The following is a 15,581-nucleotide window of genomic DNA, read 5'->3' on the forward strand; positions in this document are numbered from 1 at the left end:
TGCAGAAGAAGGCGAAGGAGGTGATCAGGTACATGTACCCGATCGTCTTGTGGTCGGTGGACGTGATCCAGTTGACGACCATCCGTCCCTTGGACCGGGGCACCACGCGCGGAGCGACAGTGGCTGCCTCGTCCCGTGAATACTCGAGTGTGGACACCGGTACTCCTTAGTTGTTAAAAGATTCTTGCTGCTGGTCGTCCGCGCCCGGGTAGGAGTCGCGGCTGTACTCCTCGCCCAGGGCCCCGGTCTGGCCGGCGTCGCGCAAGGACTGGATGTGGTCGTCGTACTCGGCCTGGCTGACCACGTTGACGTTGAACAGCATCTCCGAGTGGTACTCGCCGCAGAACTCGGCGCACTTGCCGAAGTACTCGCCCTCACGGCCCGTGGTGATGCTGATGTTGTTGGTGCGTCCCGGGAACATGTCCGCCTTCTCGAGGAACGCGGGGACCCAGAAGGAGTGGATGACGTCGCGGGAGGTGACCTGCAGCTCGACGTCGCTGTCGACGGGCAGGTACAGGGTAGGCACCCGCTCGGGGACGCCCTCCTCGCCGTCGAGGTGGCCCTGGATGCCGGTGTCCCAGACGTCGTCGGTCAGGTAGTTGAAGTCCCAGGCCCACTGCTTGCCGTAGACCTGGACGGTCACGTCCGGGTTGTCGTGCTGGGCCGTGATCTCGGCCTGGGTCCGCTCGGTGAAGAAGAACAGGGACATGATCAGGGCGATCGGGACGATCGTGTAGAAGACCTCGAGCGGGGCGTGGTACGCCACCTGGCGCGGGTAGCCGGTCTCGTTCTTGCGCCGGCGGTAGGCGATCATGCACCAGAGCATGAGGCCCCAGGTCACCAGTCCCACGACGAGGGCCGCGATCCAGGACCCGACCCACAGATCGAGGATCATGTCGGCGTTGTCGGTGGTGCCACGCTCGGTGGGCATCCAGCCGAGCTTCGCCTCTTCCGAGCAACCCGTCAGCGCGGTTGCTGCCAGGACTGCTACCGCAGACACCTTCGCCGTGCGGCGCCGGAGGCTGTCGGTTCGTGTGTGCGAACTCACAGACGGCCCTTCCTCTTCTTCTCGTGCTCGTCGTCTGCGCGCCGAAGGCCCCGATTCGAAGAGCCCGGACACAGTCAGGTGGAATGTTTCCCTCCGAGCTTACCCCGTGTCGCTGACATCTGGTGACACAGTGTCAGCTTCCGCGCGGCGCTCGGAGGCCCCTCTTGGAGCGGTTCGCGGGACCCCCCGAAAACGCCGAGAGGCCCGCCGTCCGGACGGACGACGGGCCTATCGGGAGGAGCGGACGGACTCAGTGGAAGGAGTCGCCGCAGGCGCAGGAACCCCCCGCGTTGGGGTTGTCGATCGAGAACCCCTGCTTGGAGATCGTGTCCTCGAAGTCGACCGTGGAGCCCTCGAGGTAGGGCACGCTCATCTTGTCCACGATGACCTCGACGCCGCCGAAGTCCCGCACGGAGTCCCCGTCCAGGATGCGCTCGTCGAAGTACAGCTGGTAGATGAGGCCCGAGCAGCCGCCGGGCTGGACCGCCACGCGCAGCCGGAGGTCGGTGCGGCCCTCCTGCTCGAGCAGGGCGCGGACCTTCTGGGACGCGACGTCGGTCAGCTGGACGCCGTGGGTGGGCAGGCCGTCCACTGCGGCGCCGTTCTCGGTCGTGACGCTCATGATGCTCACTTTCTGTGGAGGGGTGCCGCACGGGGTCGGACCGGCGGCGGGTCTGTCACGGGCACAACGGATAGGCGATCGGGTTCATTCCCGGATCCGCCGCCCGGGGCGGGCGGCGTCGTCGAGGGCGAGCAGCATCAGCGTCTCCGCGACCACCGCGCGCTCGAACTCCGCCAGGTGCAGCGACTCGTTGGCGCTGTGCGCCCGGGAGTCCGGGTCCTCGACGCCCGTGATGAGGATGCCGGCCTCAGGATAGACCTCCAGGAGGTCCGCGGTGAAGGGGATGGAGCCGCCGATGCCCGTCTCCACGGCGGGCCGGCCCCACGCCTCCCCCAGCGCCCACCGGGCGATCCGCGCGGACTCCGAGCTCATGTCGGTGCGGAAGGACTGTCCCGTCTCCTCGAGCTCGAAGCGCACGTGCGCCCCGAACGGCGCGTGCTCCTCCACGTGGCGCCGGAGGGCCTCCGCGGCCTCGGCGGGGTCCTGGCCCGGCGCCGTGCGCAGGCTCAGCTTCGCGCGGGCGGATGCGGCGATGGTGTTGGCGGCGGTGTCCACGGGCGTGACGTCCATGCCCGTGACCGACAGCGCGGGCTGCGTCCAGAGCCGGGAGGCGATCGAACCGCACCCGGCCAGCCGGACGCCCTCCAGGACCGCCGCGTCGGCCCGGAACCGCTCCTCGTCGTAGACCAGGTCGGTGCGGTCCTCGGCGAGCAGCCCCTCGACGGCGACCGCGCCGTCGTCGTCGTGCAGGGTCGCGATGAGCCGGGCCAGCAGCGTGGGCGCGTCCAGGACCGGGCCGCCGTACATGCCCGAGTGCACGGCGTGCTCGAGCACGGACAGCTCCACGACGGCGCCGACCATCCCGCGCAGGCTCGTGGTCAGGGCGGGCACGCCGACCTCCCAGTTGGCGGAGTCCGCGATCACGATGACGTCCGCGGCCAGCCGTTCCCGGTGGGCCTCCAGGAAGTCCCGGAAGGACGGGGAGCCGGCCTCCTCCTCCCCCTCCACGAAGACGGTCACGCCGAGGCCGAAGTCGTCGCCGCGGTGGGCGGTCGCGGCGCGCAGGGCGGCGGCGTGGGCCATCACCCCGGCCTTGTCGTCGGCCGCGCCCCGCCCGTACAGGCGGCCGTCGCGCTCCTCGGCGACGAACGGTTCGGAGTCCCACAGCTCGCGCCGGCCCGGGGGCTGGACGTCGTGGTGGGCGTAGAGCAGCACGGTCGGCCGGCCGGGCGCGGGCCGGCGGTGGGCGACGACGGCGGGGTGTCCCGGCCCGTCGCCCAGGGGCACGCGCAGGATCTCCACCTCCTCCAGGCCGGCGTCCGCGAGCACGCCGGCCACGGCCACCGCACTGCGCTCGAGCTGCGCGGCGTCGAAGGACTCCCAGGCGATGCCGGGGATCGCGACCAGCTCGACGAGCTGCTCGAGGGTCCGCGGCATGTCCGCGCGCACGGCCGCGCGCACGGTGTCGACGGGGACGGGGACGGTCGGGGCACAGGGCTCGCTCATGGCACCCACCCTATGTCCGGGGCCCGGCGGGGACCGGCAGGTCCGTCGGCTATCCTTGACGGGTGTTTGGACGCAAGAAGGAAGCAGACCGCGCAGGGTCCACGTCGGTGACCGCTGCGGCCGCCCCGACGGAACCGGTGGCCGCCCCGCGGCAGACCCCGGGCAAGGGCCGGCCCACGCCCAGCCGCCGGCAGCAGGAGGCGGCCCGGCGCCGGCCCCTGGTCCCGGAGGACCGCAAGGCCGCGAAGGCGCAGTCCCGCGACGCCGCGCGCGAGCAGCGGATGCGGGCTCAGGCCGGCATGGCGGCCGGGGACGAGCGGTTCCTCGGGCCGCGGGACCGCGGCCCGCAGCGCCGGTTCGCGCGGGACTGGGTGGACTCCCGGATCAACGTGGGCGAGTACCTCATGGTCGTGGCGCTGCTCGCGCTCGTCATCCTGTTCTTCCCCGTCCAGGACGTGGCCACCTACGGCGTCTACCTCATCTGGGCGCTGATGATCCTGGGCATCGTGGACGCCGTGCTGTCGACGGCCCGGATGAAGAAGGCCATGCAGGCGAAGTTCGGAACCGTGGAGCGCGGCGTGCGCTGGTACGCCGCGATGCGCTCCTTCACGATGCGCCGCCTCCGCCTGCCCAAGCCCCAGGTCGCCCGCGGGGAGCGCCCCTCCTGAGCCCCGGCCGGCCCGCGCCCCGCGCAGGGCCCGGCCGCGACAGGACTGCCCCCGGACCGCACGGTCCGGGGGCAGTCCTGTTCCCGACGACGGGACGGCCGTCGGCGGCGCCCCGTCGTAACGAGAGCCGTCAGCCCCGGTGAGCCGTCAGCTCCAGGCGCGGCCCGCCCGGCGCGCCAGGCCCTGGTTGATGCGGCGCGCCCAGAAGGGACCCTCGTAGAGGAAAGCGGTGTAGCCCTGCACGAGAGTCGCGCCGGCGTCGAGGCGCTCCTGGACGTCCTCCGCCGTGGTCACCCCGCCCACGGAGACCAGCACCAGCCGGTCCCCCACGCGCTCGCGCAGCAGCCGCAGCACCTCGAGGGAGCGCCGCCGCAGCGGGGCCCCGGAGAGCCCGCCGGCCCCGTGCGCCTCGATCTCGGCGGGATCGGAGGCCAGCCCGAGCGCGGTGCGGGCGATGGTCGTGTTGGTGGCCACGATGCCGTCCAGGCCCAGGTCGAGGGCCAGGTCCGCGACGGCCAGCACGTCCTCGTCCGACAGGTCCGGGGCGATCTTCACGAGCAGCGGGACGTGCCGGTCCGCGGCCTCGTCGGCCGCGCGGCCCACCGCGCCGAGCAGCGGCCGCAGGCTCTCGATCTCCTGCAGCTGGCGCAGGCCCGGGGTGTTGGGCGAGGACACGTTGACCACGAGGTAGTCCGCGAGGGGGGCGAGGACCCGGGCGCTCTGCAGGTAGTCGTCCACCGCGTCCTCCAGCGGCACCGCCTTGGTCTTGCCGATGTTGACGCCGAGCACCGGACGGGCGCGGTCGCGGTGGTCCGCCTCGAGCTCGCGACGCGCCTGCGCGAGGCGCGGGGCCACGGCCGCCGCACCCTCGTTGTTGAAGCCCATCCGGTTGATCACGGCCCGGTCCCGGACGAGCCGGAACAGACGGGGCCGGGGGTTGCCCGGCTGCGCCTGGGCGGTCACGGTGCCGATCTCGACGTGCCCGAAGCCGAGGTCGGTGAGGGCGCCGATCCCCTCGCCGCCCTTGTCGAAACCGGCCGCCAGCCCGAACGGGGACGGGAACCGCAGGCCCAGCGCCTCCACCTCGAGCGCGGGATCGGGCCGGGTGTAGACCCGCAGCGCGGTGCTGATCCGGGCGGCGCGCGCCGCCCGGATCCCGAGGAACCCGACCCGGTGGGCCCGTTCGGGGTCCATCCGGGAGAAGACAGCCATGAAGAACGTAGGGTAGAAGCGCATGGTCCCAGTCTTCCACAGGGCACTCCTCCGGCCGGGCGGCCGCGGAGGGGCTTGACGGACCGGCGCCCCGACGGGCCGCTCGCACGAGGTGAGGGCATGGGTGCTCCCCCGGACCCGTGGGTCCCCGACGTGCTGGGACCCGGCTTCCGCGCGCGGACCGTGGACCTGGACCCCGGCTCCGCCCCCCACTCCACTGCCACGGTGGTCCGCTACCGGCCGGGGGACGTCCCGCTCGTGCCGGGCCGACTGCGCGGGGCCGTGCTGTACCTGCACGGCTGGTCCGACTACTTCTTCAACGCCGAGCTGGCCCGGACGTGCGCGGCCGCGGGCTACGCGTTCTACGCCCTGGACCTGCACGGCTACGGCCGGAACCTCACCGACGAGGTGCTCGCCGTGGAGGAGGGCCGCCCGGGCCACACCACGGACCTCGCGGACTACGACGACGACATCGCCGCGGCGCTCGGCGTGATGGCCGAGGACGGTCTGCCCGGTCCGCGGGGGCGGCTCGTGCTGATGGGCCACTCGACCGGGGGTCTCACCGCGGCGATGTGGGCCTCACGGCACCCCGACCGGCTCGACGGACTGGCCCTCAACGCCCCCTGGATCGGCAGCCACGGCTCCGACGCCGTGGGCGCCGTCCTGCGCCCCCTGGTGGCCCGGCTCGCCGAGCAGCGCCCGGACGTCCCGGTGCGGGCCCGGCTGCGCAGCCACTACTACCGGGTGATCAGCGAGCACGCGGAGGGCGAGTGGCCGATCGACGCCCGGTGGCGGCCCGAGACCAGCTTCGACATCACCCCGGGGTGGCTCAACGCTGTCCTTCAGGCTCAGGGTGAAGTGGCGAAGGGTTTGAACCTTCACCTTCCAGTGCTGGTGCAGACCTCGGCCCGCTCGTGCATCCGCCCCTGGTGGAGCGAGCGGATGCGCTCGGCCGACACCGTGCTGGACGTCCGGCAGATCCGCCGGCACGCGCCCGATCTGGGCACCGACGTGACGCTGCGCTCCTACGAGGGCGCCGTCCACGACGTGCACCTCTCCCGGCAGGCCGTGCGCCGGGCCGCGCAGAGGGATCTCGCCGCCTGGCTGCGCGGTCTGCGACGGCGCCGGCCTCAGGCGGAGGCGCCGGGGCCGGCGACGCGGTCGACGGCTCCGCCGTAGCGCCGGTCCCGCCGGGCGTAGACCTCCACGGCCTCCCACAGGGTGCGGCGGTCGACGTCCGGCCAGAGCACGTCCTGGAAGACGAGCTCGGCGTAGGCGGACTGCCACAGGAGGAAGTTGGAGATCCGCTGCTCCCCGGAGGAGCGCAGGAAGAGGTCGACGTCCGGCAGGTCGGGCTCGTCGAGGTAGCGCTGGACGGTCTTCTCGTCGATGCTCCGCGGGTTCAGGACGCCCGCCCGGGCGTCGGCGGCGATGGCGGCCGCGGCGTCGGCGATCTCGGCCCGCCCCCCGTAGTTCACGCACATGGTGAGGGTGACGACGTCGTTGTCGCGGGTGGCCCGCTCGGCCTCCTCCAGGCGGTTGATGACCGAGCGCCACAGGCGGGGCTTGCGCCCGGCCCACCGGATCCGGATGCCCCACTCCTGGAAGGTGGGCAGCTGGCGCTCCATGACGTCGGCGGTGTAGTTCATCAGGAACGTCACCTCGTCCAGGGAGCGCTTCCAGTTCTCGGTGGAGAACGCGTAGGCGCTGACGTACGGGATGCCCATCTCGATGGCCCCGGCCATCACCTCGATCAGGGCCGCCTCCCCCGCCTTGTGGCCCTCGTTGCGCGGCAGCCCGCGCTGGTTCGCCCAGCGCCCGTTGCCGTCCATGACCACGGCCACGTGCTGCGGCACGAACTGCCGCGGGATCGGCGGGGCGCTGGCGCCGCTGGGATGGGCGGGCGGGGCGGCAAAGCCGGGCATGGTCAGCTCCGTTCCACGAGGTTCAGGGACCGGACGGCCCTCTCCAGGTGCCACTGTACGTAGGTGGCCACGATCCCGGCGGCGGCCCGGGCCGTGCGGGGCTCCACGGCGTCGATCCGCTCCCACGCCCCGGTGAGCAGGGCGGAGAGGTGCTCGACGGTCGCGGGGTCGGGGGCGGCGGCCCCCGGCGGGCGGCAGGCCGGGCAGACGGCGCCGCCGAGCGGGGCCGAGAACGCCTCGTGCGGTCCGGGGGCGCCGCACCGGGCGCAGTCGGTGAAGCTCGGGGCCCACCCGGCCGTGGACACGGCACGCAGCAGGTAGGAGTCCAGGACGGCCCCGGGTTCGTGCAGCCCGCGGGCCAGGGCGGACAGGGCGCCGACGAGCAGCCGGTACTGCTGGGCCGCGGACTCGTCGTCGTTCTCCGTGAACTTCTCCGCGGCCTCGGTCATGGCCGCGGCGGCGGTGTACTTGGCGTAGTCGGCGGCGATGACCGACCCGTAGCCGCGCTTGCCCAGCGCCTGGGAGACGATGTCGAGGTTGCGACCGGTGACCAGCTGCAGCTCGGCGACGTTGAACGGCTCGAGCCGGGAGCCGAAGCGGGAGGTCGTGCGCCGCACGCCCTTGGCCACGGCCCGGACCTGCCCGTGGTCCCGGGTCAGGAGCACGACGATCCGGTCGGCCTCGCCGAGCTTGTAGGTGCGCAGCACGACGGCGTCGTCCCGGTAGCTGCGTGATGCGAACGTCGTCCTGGCCACCGCATCATTGTCCCACGCGGGGCGGACGGCGCAGGCCGACGGCGCAGCGGGACGGGCCGGGCGGGACGACGACGGCGGGCCGCCCCACGTCCGGGGCGGCCCGCCGTCGCACGGTGCGCCGGGCGCTCAGCCCTGGGCGTCCCGCACGGCCCGGTTGACCGCCGAGACGAGGGCCTTCAGGGACGCGCGGGTGGTGTTCGCGTCGATGCCGACGCCCCACAGGACGCGGTCCCCCACGGCGGCCTCGACGTAGCTGGCCGCCTGGGCGTCGCCGCCGGCCGAGAGGGCGTGCTCGCTGTAGTCGAGCACGCGCACGTCCACGCCCTCGGACGCGAGGATCGTCTGCAGCGCCTCGATGGGGCCGTTGCCCTGCGCCGTGCGGTGGTGCTGGACGCCGTCGACGTCCAGGCCGATCTCGAGGGTGCTCTCCCCGTCCTCCTCGGAGGTCGTGGTGATGTTGGTGATCCGGTACCGGCCCCAGCGCCCGGCGTCCCCGTCCTGGACGGTGGGCAGGTACTCGTCCGCGAACACCTTCCACAGCTCCGCGCCGGAGACCTCCCCGCCGGAGGTGTCGGTGTGCTCCTGCACCACGCGGGAGAACTCGATCTGCGCCCGCCGCGGCAGGTCCAGCCCGTGCTCGTTGGCGAGCAGGTAGGCGACCCCGCCCTTGCCGGACTGCGAGTTCACCCGGATGACGGCCTCGTAGGTGCGGCCCAGGTCCTTGGGGTCGATGGGCAGGTAGGGCACGGCCCACACCAGCTCGTCGACGCCCCGGCCCTGCTCCTGCGCGTCCCGGGCCATCCGGTCGAAGCCCTTCTTGATGGCGTCCTGGTGGGAGCCGGAGAACGCCGTGAACACGAGGTCCCCGCCGTAGGGGGCCCGCTCGGGGACGGGCAGCTGGTTGCAGTACTCGACGGTCCGGCGGATGTCGTCGATGTCGGAGAAGTCGATCTGCGGGTCCACGCCCTGGGTCAGCAGGTTCAGGCCCAGGGTCACCAGGTCCACGTTGCCGGTCCGCTCACCGTTGCCGAACAGGCAGCCCTCGATGCGGTCGGCGCCGGCCAGGTAGCCCAGCTCGGCCGCCGCCACGCCGGTGCCGCGGTCGTTGTGGGGGTGCAGGGAGACCACGGTGGCGTCCCGGTTGTAGAGGTTGCGGCACATCCACTCGATGGAGTCGGCGTAGACGTTGGGGGTGGCCATCTCCACGGTGGCGGGCAGGTTGAGGATCATCTCCCGGTCCCCGCCGATCTCGAAGGTCTCGGCCACGGCGTTGGCGATGCGCGCCGCGAACTCGAGCTCGGTGCCGGTGTAGGACTCCGGGGAGTACTCGTAGGTCACGGACGTGTTCTTCAGCTGCTCCTCGTACTTCAGGCACAGCCGCGCCCCCGTGAGGGCGATGTCCACGATCCCGTCCATGTCCTGGTCGAAGACCACGCGCCGCTGCAGGGTGGAGGTCGCGTTGTAGAGGTGCACGATCGCCTTGTCGGCGCCGTCGATGGCCTCGTAGGTGCGCTCGATGAGGTGCTCACGGGACTGGGTCAGGACCTGGATCGTGACGTCGTCGGGGATCCGGTCCTCCTCGATGAGCCGGCGCACGAAGTCGAAGTCGGTCTGGGAGGCGGAGGGGAACCCGACCTCGATCTCCTTGTAGCCCATCCGCACGAGCAGCTCGAACATCTTGAGCTTGCGGTCGGAGTTCATGGGGTCGATCAGCGCCTGGTTGCCGTCCCGCAGGTCCACGGCGCACCACCGGGGCGCCTCGGTGATCACCCGGTCCGGCCAGGTGCGGTCGGAGAGGTCGAACGGGAACTGCTGCTGGTACGGCACGTACTTGTGGATCGGCATGCCGGAGGGCTGCTGGTAGTTGCGCATGGAAGGGGCCTGTTCTGCTCGAGACGTCTGCGGGTGGCCGGGCATCAGGAACTCCGCAACGGGAGGCCGGCCATCCAGTCCTCGGGTCAGGCCCCGTTGCGGCACGTAAGGAGGAGGAGCGTCCCGGTCCGCATGTGTTCAACCTATCACGGGGCGTCCGGCGCGCCGGGTCGCGTTCTCACCAGTCGCCGGCCGCCTGCTGGCAGGTGTACTGCTCCGCGGTCTGGCCGTTGAGCTCCCCGGGCAGCCCCGCCCCGAGCTCGAGCCGCTCCCCCTCGCGGAAGTCCTGGCCCACCGACACGAACACCCCCACCACGTCGGTGGTCGGCACGATCTGCGAGGAGGGGACGCCGAGCAGCTCGGCGACCTCGACGGCCGCCTCGTACCACCCCGCGCCGAAGAAGATCTGCGTGCCCGGCAGCTCGGTGGCCTGCGGGCCGGACTCGACGGCCGTGTAGCCCTCGTCCTCGAGCACGTCCGCGATGTCCGCGTCCCGGCCGTCGACGCCGGAGACGTTGGCGACCGTGAGCGGGACCGTGGCCGGGTCGACCGTGGGGGCCGGGACGGCGGCGTCGGGCGACGGGGTCGCGGAGGAGGTCGGCTCGTCGGCCGGCTCCGCGGAGGGCGACGTGAGCGGCCGGTCCTCGCGCAGCGCCTCGAAGAGGTGCTCGGCCGGGTCCGCGTCGAGCTGGAGCCGGTTGGGGTCCAGCGCGTAGGGCTCGGTGGGCGCCGTCACGAAGACCATGCTGCCCAGGTCGATCCCCCGGACCGCCGTGCCGAGGCCGACCACCGTCGGGACGGAGCCGAGCCCCTCGTCGACGTGCAGGTTGCGGGTGGCGACGTCGGCGATCTCGTAGAGCTTCGGCAGGTCCGACAGCGTCCCCTCGTCCTTGATCTTGCGGGCCATGGACGCGAGGAACGACTGCTGGGAGCGGATCCGGCTCGTGTCCCCGCCGTCGCCGAAGGCGGCGCGGCTGCGCAGGAACGCCAGGGCCTGCTCGCCCTCCACGGAGGAGACGCCGGCGGGCAGCTCCAGCCCCGACTTCGGGTCGTCGACGGCGTCGTTGACGCACACCTCGACGCCGCCCACGGTCGAGGACAGCTCCTTGACGGCGTTGAAGTCGGCGAGCATGAAGTGGTCGATCTTGAGGCCGGTCATCTGGTTGACGGTGGCGACCGTGCACCCGGGGCCGCCGTTGGCGATCGCCGAGTTCAGCATCGCGTCCTCCTCCGCCGGGTGGACCTCGCCGGACTCGGGGTCCGTGCAGCGCGGGATGTCCGCGACCAGGTCGCGCGGCAGGGACACCACGGTCACGCCGCTGCGGTCCTCGCTCACGTGCACCAGCATCATGACGTCGGTCAGGCCGGCGCCGGCGCTGTCCTCGTCGTCGCCGTACCGGTCGTTGCCCTCGCCGTCACGGGTGTCGGTGCCCATCACGAGGATGTCCAGCGGGCCGGCCTCGGGGCCGGTCCCGTCGCCGAGGTCGAGCGGGGAGGTGTCCAGGTTGGACTGCAGCCGCCAGGTCGCGGCCACGCCGGCCCCGAGGACCGCGAGCAGGACGACGACCAGCCCGACGGCGGCCCAGCGCTTCCGGGACCATCGGCGGGCGCGGTGGCGTCCGTGGGCGGCGGGGGGCGTAGAGGACACGGTGACTCTCTCCTGGCAGGCCCCGGGCGCGGGGCCCGGGGTCGGGGGGACGGCGCCCGGCCGGGGCGCCGGGTGTCATGCTAGTCGCCCGCCCCGGGACTCGGGGCGGGCGACGCGGCGGGGTGGGGGCGCGATCCGGGGGCCCCGGGTGGCTCAGAAGCCCAGGCGGGACAGCTGCTTGGGGTCGCGCTGCCACTCCTTGGCGATCTTCACGTGCAGGTCGAGGTAGACCTTCGTGCCCAGCAGCGCCTCGATGGCGGTCCGGGACCGGGTGCCGATCTCGCGCAGCCGCGCGCCGCCCTTGCCGATGATGATGGCCTTCTGCGACGACCGCTCGACGTAGACGTTGACCCGCACGTCGAGCAGCGGCCGGTCCGCGGGGCGGCCCTCGCGGGGCACCATCTCCTCGACCACGACCGCGAGGGAGTGCGGCAGCTCGTCCCGCACCCCCTCGAGGGCGGCCTCCCGGACGAGCTCGGCGACCATCGTCATCTCGGGCTCGTCGGTCAGCTCGCCGTCGGGGTACAGGGCCGGGGACTCCGGCATCCTGCCGATGAGCAGCCCGGCGAGGGCGTCGACCTGGAAGCCGTCCACGGCGGAGACGGGGATGACGTCGGCCCAGCCCGGGTCGTCGGCGTCGGGACGGGGCGCGTGCGCGGCCGCGGAGCGGTGGCGGGGCTTGCGGGCGGCCCGTTCGGCGCGCTCGGCGCGGACCCGGTGCTCTGCCTCCATGACGGAGCGGCCCAGCTCGGTGACCGCCAGCAGCTGCTCGGCGAGCTCGACGCGGGAGACGGTGTCCGTCTTCGTGACGATCGCCACGACCGGCTTGTTGCCGGAGGCCGCGAGCTGCTGGGCGATGAACCGGTCCCCGGGGCCGATCTTCTCGTCGGCGGGCACGCAGAAGCCGATGACGTCGACCTCCGCGAGGGTGTCCGCCACGAGGTCGTTGAGCCGCTCGCCGAGCAGCGTCCGCGGCCGGTGCAGGCCCGGCGTGTCCACGAGCACGAGCTGGCCCTCCGGCCGGTGCACGATGCCGCGGATGGTGTGCCGCGTGGTCTGCGGCCGGCTCGAGGTGATCGCGACCTTCTGCCCGACCAGGGCGTTGGTGAGCGTGGACTTCCCGGCGTTGGGGCGGCCGACCAGCACGGCGAAGCCGGCGCGGAACGGGACCGGCTCCCCGGTGGTGGAATCGCCGACCCCGGGGGGCACGGCGGGTGTGGGCTCAGACATGGTGGTGGGTCTCCTCCTCGGACTCCTGGGCGGCGGGCTCCACGGCTGTGGAGCCCGGGGGGACCCAGTCGGGGTCCCGGCGGACCTCGAGCTGGCCCACCCGGTTGCGCCGGCCCTCCAGGGTGATGGCCTCGAGGACGATGCCCTCGACGGTGGCGCGGGAGCCCACGATGGGCACCCGGCCGGTGGACTTGGCGAGCAGGCCGCCGGCCGTGTCCACCTCGTCGTCCTCGAGGTCGAGGCCGAACAGGTCGCCCAGGTCCTCGACGCTGAGCCGGGCAGAGATCCGGTAGCGGCCGTCGCCGAGCTCGGCCACCTCGGGCTTCTCCCGGTCGTACTCGTCGACGATCTCGCCGAGCAGCTCCTCGATGAGGTCCTCGAGGGTCACCAGCCCGGCGGTGCCGCCGTACTCGTCGACGACGATCGCCACGTGGATCGACTCGAGCTGCATCTCGCGCAGCAGCTCGTTGACCTTCTTCGACTCGGGCACGTAGCGGACCTCGCGGGCGAGCTCGGAGAGCCCGGTGAGCCGCAGCCCGGTGCCCAGCCGGTGCACCCGCTCGGCGAGGTCCTTCTGGTACAGGATGCCGAGGACGTCGTCGGCGCTCTCGCCGATCACCGGGATGCGGGAGTAGCCGGAGCGGAAGAAGAGGTTCAGGGCGTTGTCCACGGTGTCGTCGTCGTCGACGGAGACCATGTCGGTGCGGGGCACCATGACGGCCCGGACGTTGGTGTCGTCGAGGTCGAAGACCGAGTGCAGCAGCTCCGCCTCGTTGTCCTCGATGAGGGCCTGGCCCGTGGACCGGTCCACGAACTCGAGCAGCTCCTCCTCGGTGAGGTAGCCGGGGGCGATGTTCCCGGCGTCCCGGGTGCCCGAGGAGCCCAGCCGCACGAGCATCCCGGGGACCGGCCCGAGCACGATGCGCAGCAGGCGCACCAGGCCGGCGGTGGCCCGGACGGTGCCGGCGGCGTGGCTGCGCCCGACCTGGCGCGGGGAGACCCCGGTGAGGACGAAGCCCACGGCGGCCATCACCACGGTGGCCAGGAGGCCGGCGAGCCAGACGTCGTCGAGGCCGTCGAACATCGCGAGGGCCACCGCCACGGCGGAGGCCGTCTCGAACCACACGCTCCAGAAGCGCAGGGCCTGCAGGTGCGCGGTGGGCGTGGCCAGGATCCTGGCGGCGGAGGAGTCGGGGGCGTCCCGGGCGATGGCCTCGGCGTCCGCGCGGGGCAGGTAGGTGAGGCCCGTCTCGGCGGCCGTGAGGACGAACGCCGTGCCCAGGAACACGATCGCCGCGACGACCAGGACGGCAGTGGTCATCATGGGGCGCTACTCCATGGTCTCGACCGGCGCGGGCCGGCCGAGGAAGTCGGTGAGCAGGTCCCGCTGGAGGGCGAACATGATCTGCCGCTCCTCGGGCTCGGCGTGGTCGTGCCCCAGCAGGTGCAGGATCCCGTGGGTGGTGAGCAGGCACAGCTCGTCCGCGACGGAGTGACCGCCGGCCTCGGCCTGCCGGCGGGCGACCGGGGGGCACAGCACGATGTCGCCCAGGGTGCCCTCCACAGGCTCCTCCGGGGTCCCCGGGCGCATCTCGTCCATGGGGAAGGAGAGCACGTCCGTGGGGCCGGGCAGGTCCATCCACTCGACGTGCAGGCGGGCCATCTCGTCCTCGTCGACCACCGCGATGGACAGCTCCGCGTCGGGGTGGACGTGCAGGCGCTCCAGGACGTGGTCCGCGAGCCGGCCCAGCAGCTCGACGTCGACCGCCTCCCAGGCCCCGCGCTCCCCGGCGGGGACGTCCTGCGGGTCGACCTGCAGGTCGAACTCGACGGCCATCAGGCCTCCGCCCCGTCCGCGTCCGGGGCCGCCGGCGCGGCGTCGCGGGCGGCGCGGGCGGCGCGGGCGTCGTCCTTGCGCCGGCGCCGTTCGTTGCGGTGCCGGTTGGTCGTGTCGAAGGCGTCGTAGGCGCTGACGATCCGGCCCACCAGCTCGTGGCGCACCACGTCCTCCGCGGTCATCTCCGTGAACGCGACGTCCGGGACGCCGCTGAGCACGTGCTGGACCTGGCGCAGCCCCGAGGACGCGCTGCCCGGCAGGTCCACCTGGGTGACGTCCCCGGTGACGACCATCTTGGAGCCGAAGCCGAGCCGGGTGAGGAACATCTTCATCTGCTCGGGCGTGGTGTTCTGCGCCTCGTCGAGGATGATGAACGCGTCGTTGAGGGTGCGGCCGCGCATGTAGGCGAGGGGGGCGACCTCGATGGTGCCCGCCTCCAGGAGGCGGGGGATCGAGTCCGGGTCCATCATGTCGTGCAGCGCGTCGTAGAGCGGGCGCAGGTACGGGTCGATCTTCTCGCTGAGCGTCCCGGGCAGGAAGCCCAGCCGCTCCCCCGCCTCCACGGCGGGGCGCGTGAGGATGATCCGGGAGACCTCCTTGGCCTGCAGCGCCTGGACGGCCTTCGCCATGGCCAGGTAGGTCTTGCCGGTGCCGGCGGGACCGATGCCGAAGACCACGGTGTGCTCGTCGATGGCGTCCACGTAGGTCTTCTGGTGCAGCGTCTTGGGGCGGATCTTGCGGCCGCGGCCGGAGAGGATGTTCTGGGTCAGGGCGCCGCTGGGGCGGGCGGTGAGGTCCCTGCCGATCAGCTCGAGCAGCTGGGTGATGACCTGCGGGGTGACCGCGGTCTCGCGGCCGGCCAGGACCTTCAGCTCGTCGAAGAGGGTGGCGACGATCTGCACGGGCCCGCTGGGGCCCTCGATGCCGAGCTCGAGACCGCGCGGGCTGGTCGTGAGGCCGGGGAACGCCGTCTCCACCTGGCGCAGGGTGTCGTCCCCGGAGCCGAGGCACCGGACCATCGTCTCGCGGTCGGGGAAGGTGATGACGGTGCGGGCCGTCAGGGGGTGCGTGGTGCCGGGCAGCGTCTCAGTCATGGGTCCGGCCGCGCGGGCCGTGCTCTCGCTCTCTCGTGGGTCGCCGTGGTAGGGACGGCGGACGGGACTCGTCCTCACCCCAGGGTACCGCGCGGCTCCGGCACCGGAGGTCGCCCGCCGCACATTGCGATTTGGTATCGGTCACGCCCGCCGGGGCTCCTCGG

14 protein-coding genes are annotated in these 15,581 nt (G+C 72.8%); 2 read left to right on the top strand and 12 right to left on the bottom strand.

The genetic code is table 11. The annotated features are described in order from the left end of the window. Window positions 1-166: 166 nt before the first annotated feature. From ctaC to E7Z53_RS15935, 3 genes are all read right to left on the bottom strand, one after another. The gene (ctaC, locus tag E7Z53_RS15925; RefSeq protein WP_176338191.1) at window positions 167-1,048 is read right to left on the bottom strand and encodes an aa3-type cytochrome oxidase subunit II; all 882 of its coding nucleotides are present in this window, start codon (window positions 1,046-1,048) and stop codon (window positions 167-169) included. Between the two features lie 250 nt (window positions 1,049-1,298). Next, window positions 1,299-1,670, bottom strand: coding sequence for a HesB/IscA family protein (locus E7Z53_RS15930; protein ID WP_017833990.1), 372 nt, complete (start codon window positions 1,668-1,670; stop codon window positions 1,299-1,301). An 84-nt stretch (window positions 1,671-1,754) separates the two neighbouring features. After that, window positions 1,755-3,176, bottom strand: a complete 1,422-nt coding sequence (locus E7Z53_RS15935) for a dipeptidase (protein ID WP_176338192.1) — start codon at window positions 3,174-3,176, stop codon at window positions 1,755-1,757. Window positions 3,177-3,238: 62 nt separating this feature from the next. Between E7Z53_RS15935 and E7Z53_RS15940 the strand changes: the two genes are divergently transcribed. Continuing rightward, window positions 3,239-3,844, top strand: coding sequence for a DUF3043 domain-containing protein (locus E7Z53_RS15940; RefSeq protein WP_031283270.1), 606 nt, complete (start codon window positions 3,239-3,241; stop codon window positions 3,842-3,844). Window positions 3,845-3,991: 147 nt separating this feature from the next. On the opposite strand, the gene E7Z53_RS15945 is transcribed toward E7Z53_RS15940, so the two are convergent. Beyond that, on the bottom strand, window positions 3,992-5,080 hold the full coding sequence (locus tag E7Z53_RS15945) for a quinone-dependent dihydroorotate dehydrogenase (protein WP_176338193.1): 1,089 nt from the start codon (window positions 5,078-5,080) through the stop codon (window positions 3,992-3,994). A gap of 96 nt (window positions 5,081-5,176) precedes the next feature. On the opposite strand from E7Z53_RS15945, the gene E7Z53_RS15950 reads away from it, so the two are divergent. Continuing rightward, window positions 5,177-6,235, top strand: a complete 1,059-nt coding sequence (locus tag E7Z53_RS15950) for an alpha/beta hydrolase (protein ID WP_017833986.1) — start codon at window positions 5,177-5,179, stop codon at window positions 6,233-6,235. Here E7Z53_RS15950 and E7Z53_RS15955 read toward each other — a convergent pair. From E7Z53_RS15955 to E7Z53_RS15990, 8 genes are all read right to left on the bottom strand, one after another. After that, window positions 6,187-6,981 carry an isoprenyl transferase gene (locus E7Z53_RS15955; protein ID WP_017833985.1) on the bottom strand — a complete coding sequence of 265 codons (795 nt, stop codon included), beginning with the start codon at window positions 6,979-6,981 and terminating at the stop codon, window positions 6,187-6,189. The two genes, E7Z53_RS15950 and E7Z53_RS15955, sit on opposite strands and share 49 nt — an antisense overlap. 2 nt (window positions 6,982-6,983) lie before the next feature. After that, window positions 6,984-7,736 carry a DNA repair protein RecO gene (recO, locus tag E7Z53_RS15960; RefSeq protein ID WP_017833984.1) on the bottom strand — a complete coding sequence of 251 codons (753 nt, stop codon included), beginning with the start codon at window positions 7,734-7,736 and terminating at the stop codon, window positions 6,984-6,986. Between the two features lie 126 nt (window positions 7,737-7,862). Continuing rightward, window positions 7,863-9,608: a 2-isopropylmalate synthase gene (leuA, locus tag E7Z53_RS15965; protein WP_017833983.1), complete on the bottom strand. Its 1,746-nt coding sequence runs from the start codon at window positions 9,606-9,608 to the stop codon at window positions 7,863-7,865. A gap of 178 nt (window positions 9,609-9,786) precedes the next feature. Beyond that, window positions 9,787-11,256 carry an LCP family protein gene (locus E7Z53_RS15970; protein ID WP_144836112.1) on the bottom strand — a complete coding sequence of 490 codons (1,470 nt, stop codon included), beginning with the start codon at window positions 11,254-11,256 and terminating at the stop codon, window positions 9,787-9,789. Between the two features lie 153 nt (window positions 11,257-11,409). Next, window positions 11,410-12,486, bottom strand: coding sequence for a GTPase Era (locus E7Z53_RS15975; RefSeq protein ID WP_031283266.1), 1,077 nt, complete (start codon window positions 12,484-12,486; stop codon window positions 11,410-11,412). Next, the gene (locus E7Z53_RS15980) at window positions 12,479-13,807 is read right to left on the bottom strand and encodes a hemolysin family protein (protein WP_109222694.1); all 1,329 of its coding nucleotides are present in this window, start codon (window positions 13,805-13,807) and stop codon (window positions 12,479-12,481) included. The genes E7Z53_RS15975 and E7Z53_RS15980 overlap by 8 nt, the downstream gene beginning before the upstream one ends. 9 nt (window positions 13,808-13,816) lie before the next feature. After that, on the bottom strand, window positions 13,817-14,323 hold the full coding sequence (gene ybeY, locus E7Z53_RS15985; RefSeq protein ID WP_176338194.1) for an rRNA maturation RNase YbeY: 507 nt from the start codon (window positions 14,321-14,323) through the stop codon (window positions 13,817-13,819). Continuing rightward, window positions 14,323-15,417, bottom strand: coding sequence for a PhoH family protein (locus tag E7Z53_RS15990; RefSeq protein ID WP_136341810.1), 1,095 nt, complete (start codon window positions 15,415-15,417; stop codon window positions 14,323-14,325). The genes ybeY and E7Z53_RS15990 overlap by 1 nt, the downstream gene beginning before the upstream one ends. Window positions 15,418-15,581: the final 164 nt, after the last annotated feature.

This window comes from Kocuria salina (assembly GCF_013368965.1).
Taxonomy (GTDB): domain Bacteria; phylum Actinomycetota; class Actinomycetes; order Actinomycetales; family Micrococcaceae; genus Kocuria; species Kocuria rosea.

Excerpts from the sequence above, each read along its gene's own strand:
- E7Z53_RS15935 (WP_176338192.1), bottom strand. The coding sequence starts at position 3,176 with ATGAGCGAGCCCTGTGCCCCGACCGTCCCCGTCCCCGTCGACACCGTG.
- E7Z53_RS15980 (WP_109222694.1), bottom strand. The coding sequence starts at position 13,807 with ATGACCACTGCCGTCCTGGTCGTCGCGGCGATCGTGTTCCTGGGCACG.
- E7Z53_RS15945 (WP_176338193.1), bottom strand. The coding sequence starts at position 5,080 with ATGCGCTTCTACCCTACGTTCTTCATGGCTGTCTTCTCCCGGATGGAC.
- E7Z53_RS15930 (WP_017833990.1), bottom strand. The coding sequence starts at position 1,670 with ATGAGCGTCACGACCGAGAACGGCGCCGCAGTGGACGGCCTGCCCACC.
- leuA (WP_017833983.1), bottom strand. The coding sequence starts at position 9,608 with ATGCGCAACTACCAGCAGCCCTCCGGCATGCCGATCCACAAGTACGTG.
- ybeY (WP_176338194.1), bottom strand. The coding sequence starts at position 14,323 with ATGGCCGTCGAGTTCGACCTGCAGGTCGACCCGCAGGACGTCCCCGCC.
- E7Z53_RS15975 (WP_031283266.1), bottom strand. The coding sequence starts at position 12,486 with ATGTCTGAGCCCACACCCGCCGTGCCCCCCGGGGTCGGCGATTCCACC.
- E7Z53_RS15950 (WP_017833986.1), top strand. The coding sequence starts at position 5,177 with ATGGGTGCTCCCCCGGACCCGTGGGTCCCCGACGTGCTGGGACCCGGC.
- E7Z53_RS15990 (WP_136341810.1), bottom strand. The coding sequence starts at position 15,417 with ATGACTGAGACGCTGCCCGGCACCACGCACCCCCTGACGGCCCGCACC.
- E7Z53_RS15955 (WP_017833985.1), bottom strand. The coding sequence starts at position 6,981 with ATGCCCGGCTTTGCCGCCCCGCCCGCCCATCCCAGCGGCGCCAGCGCC.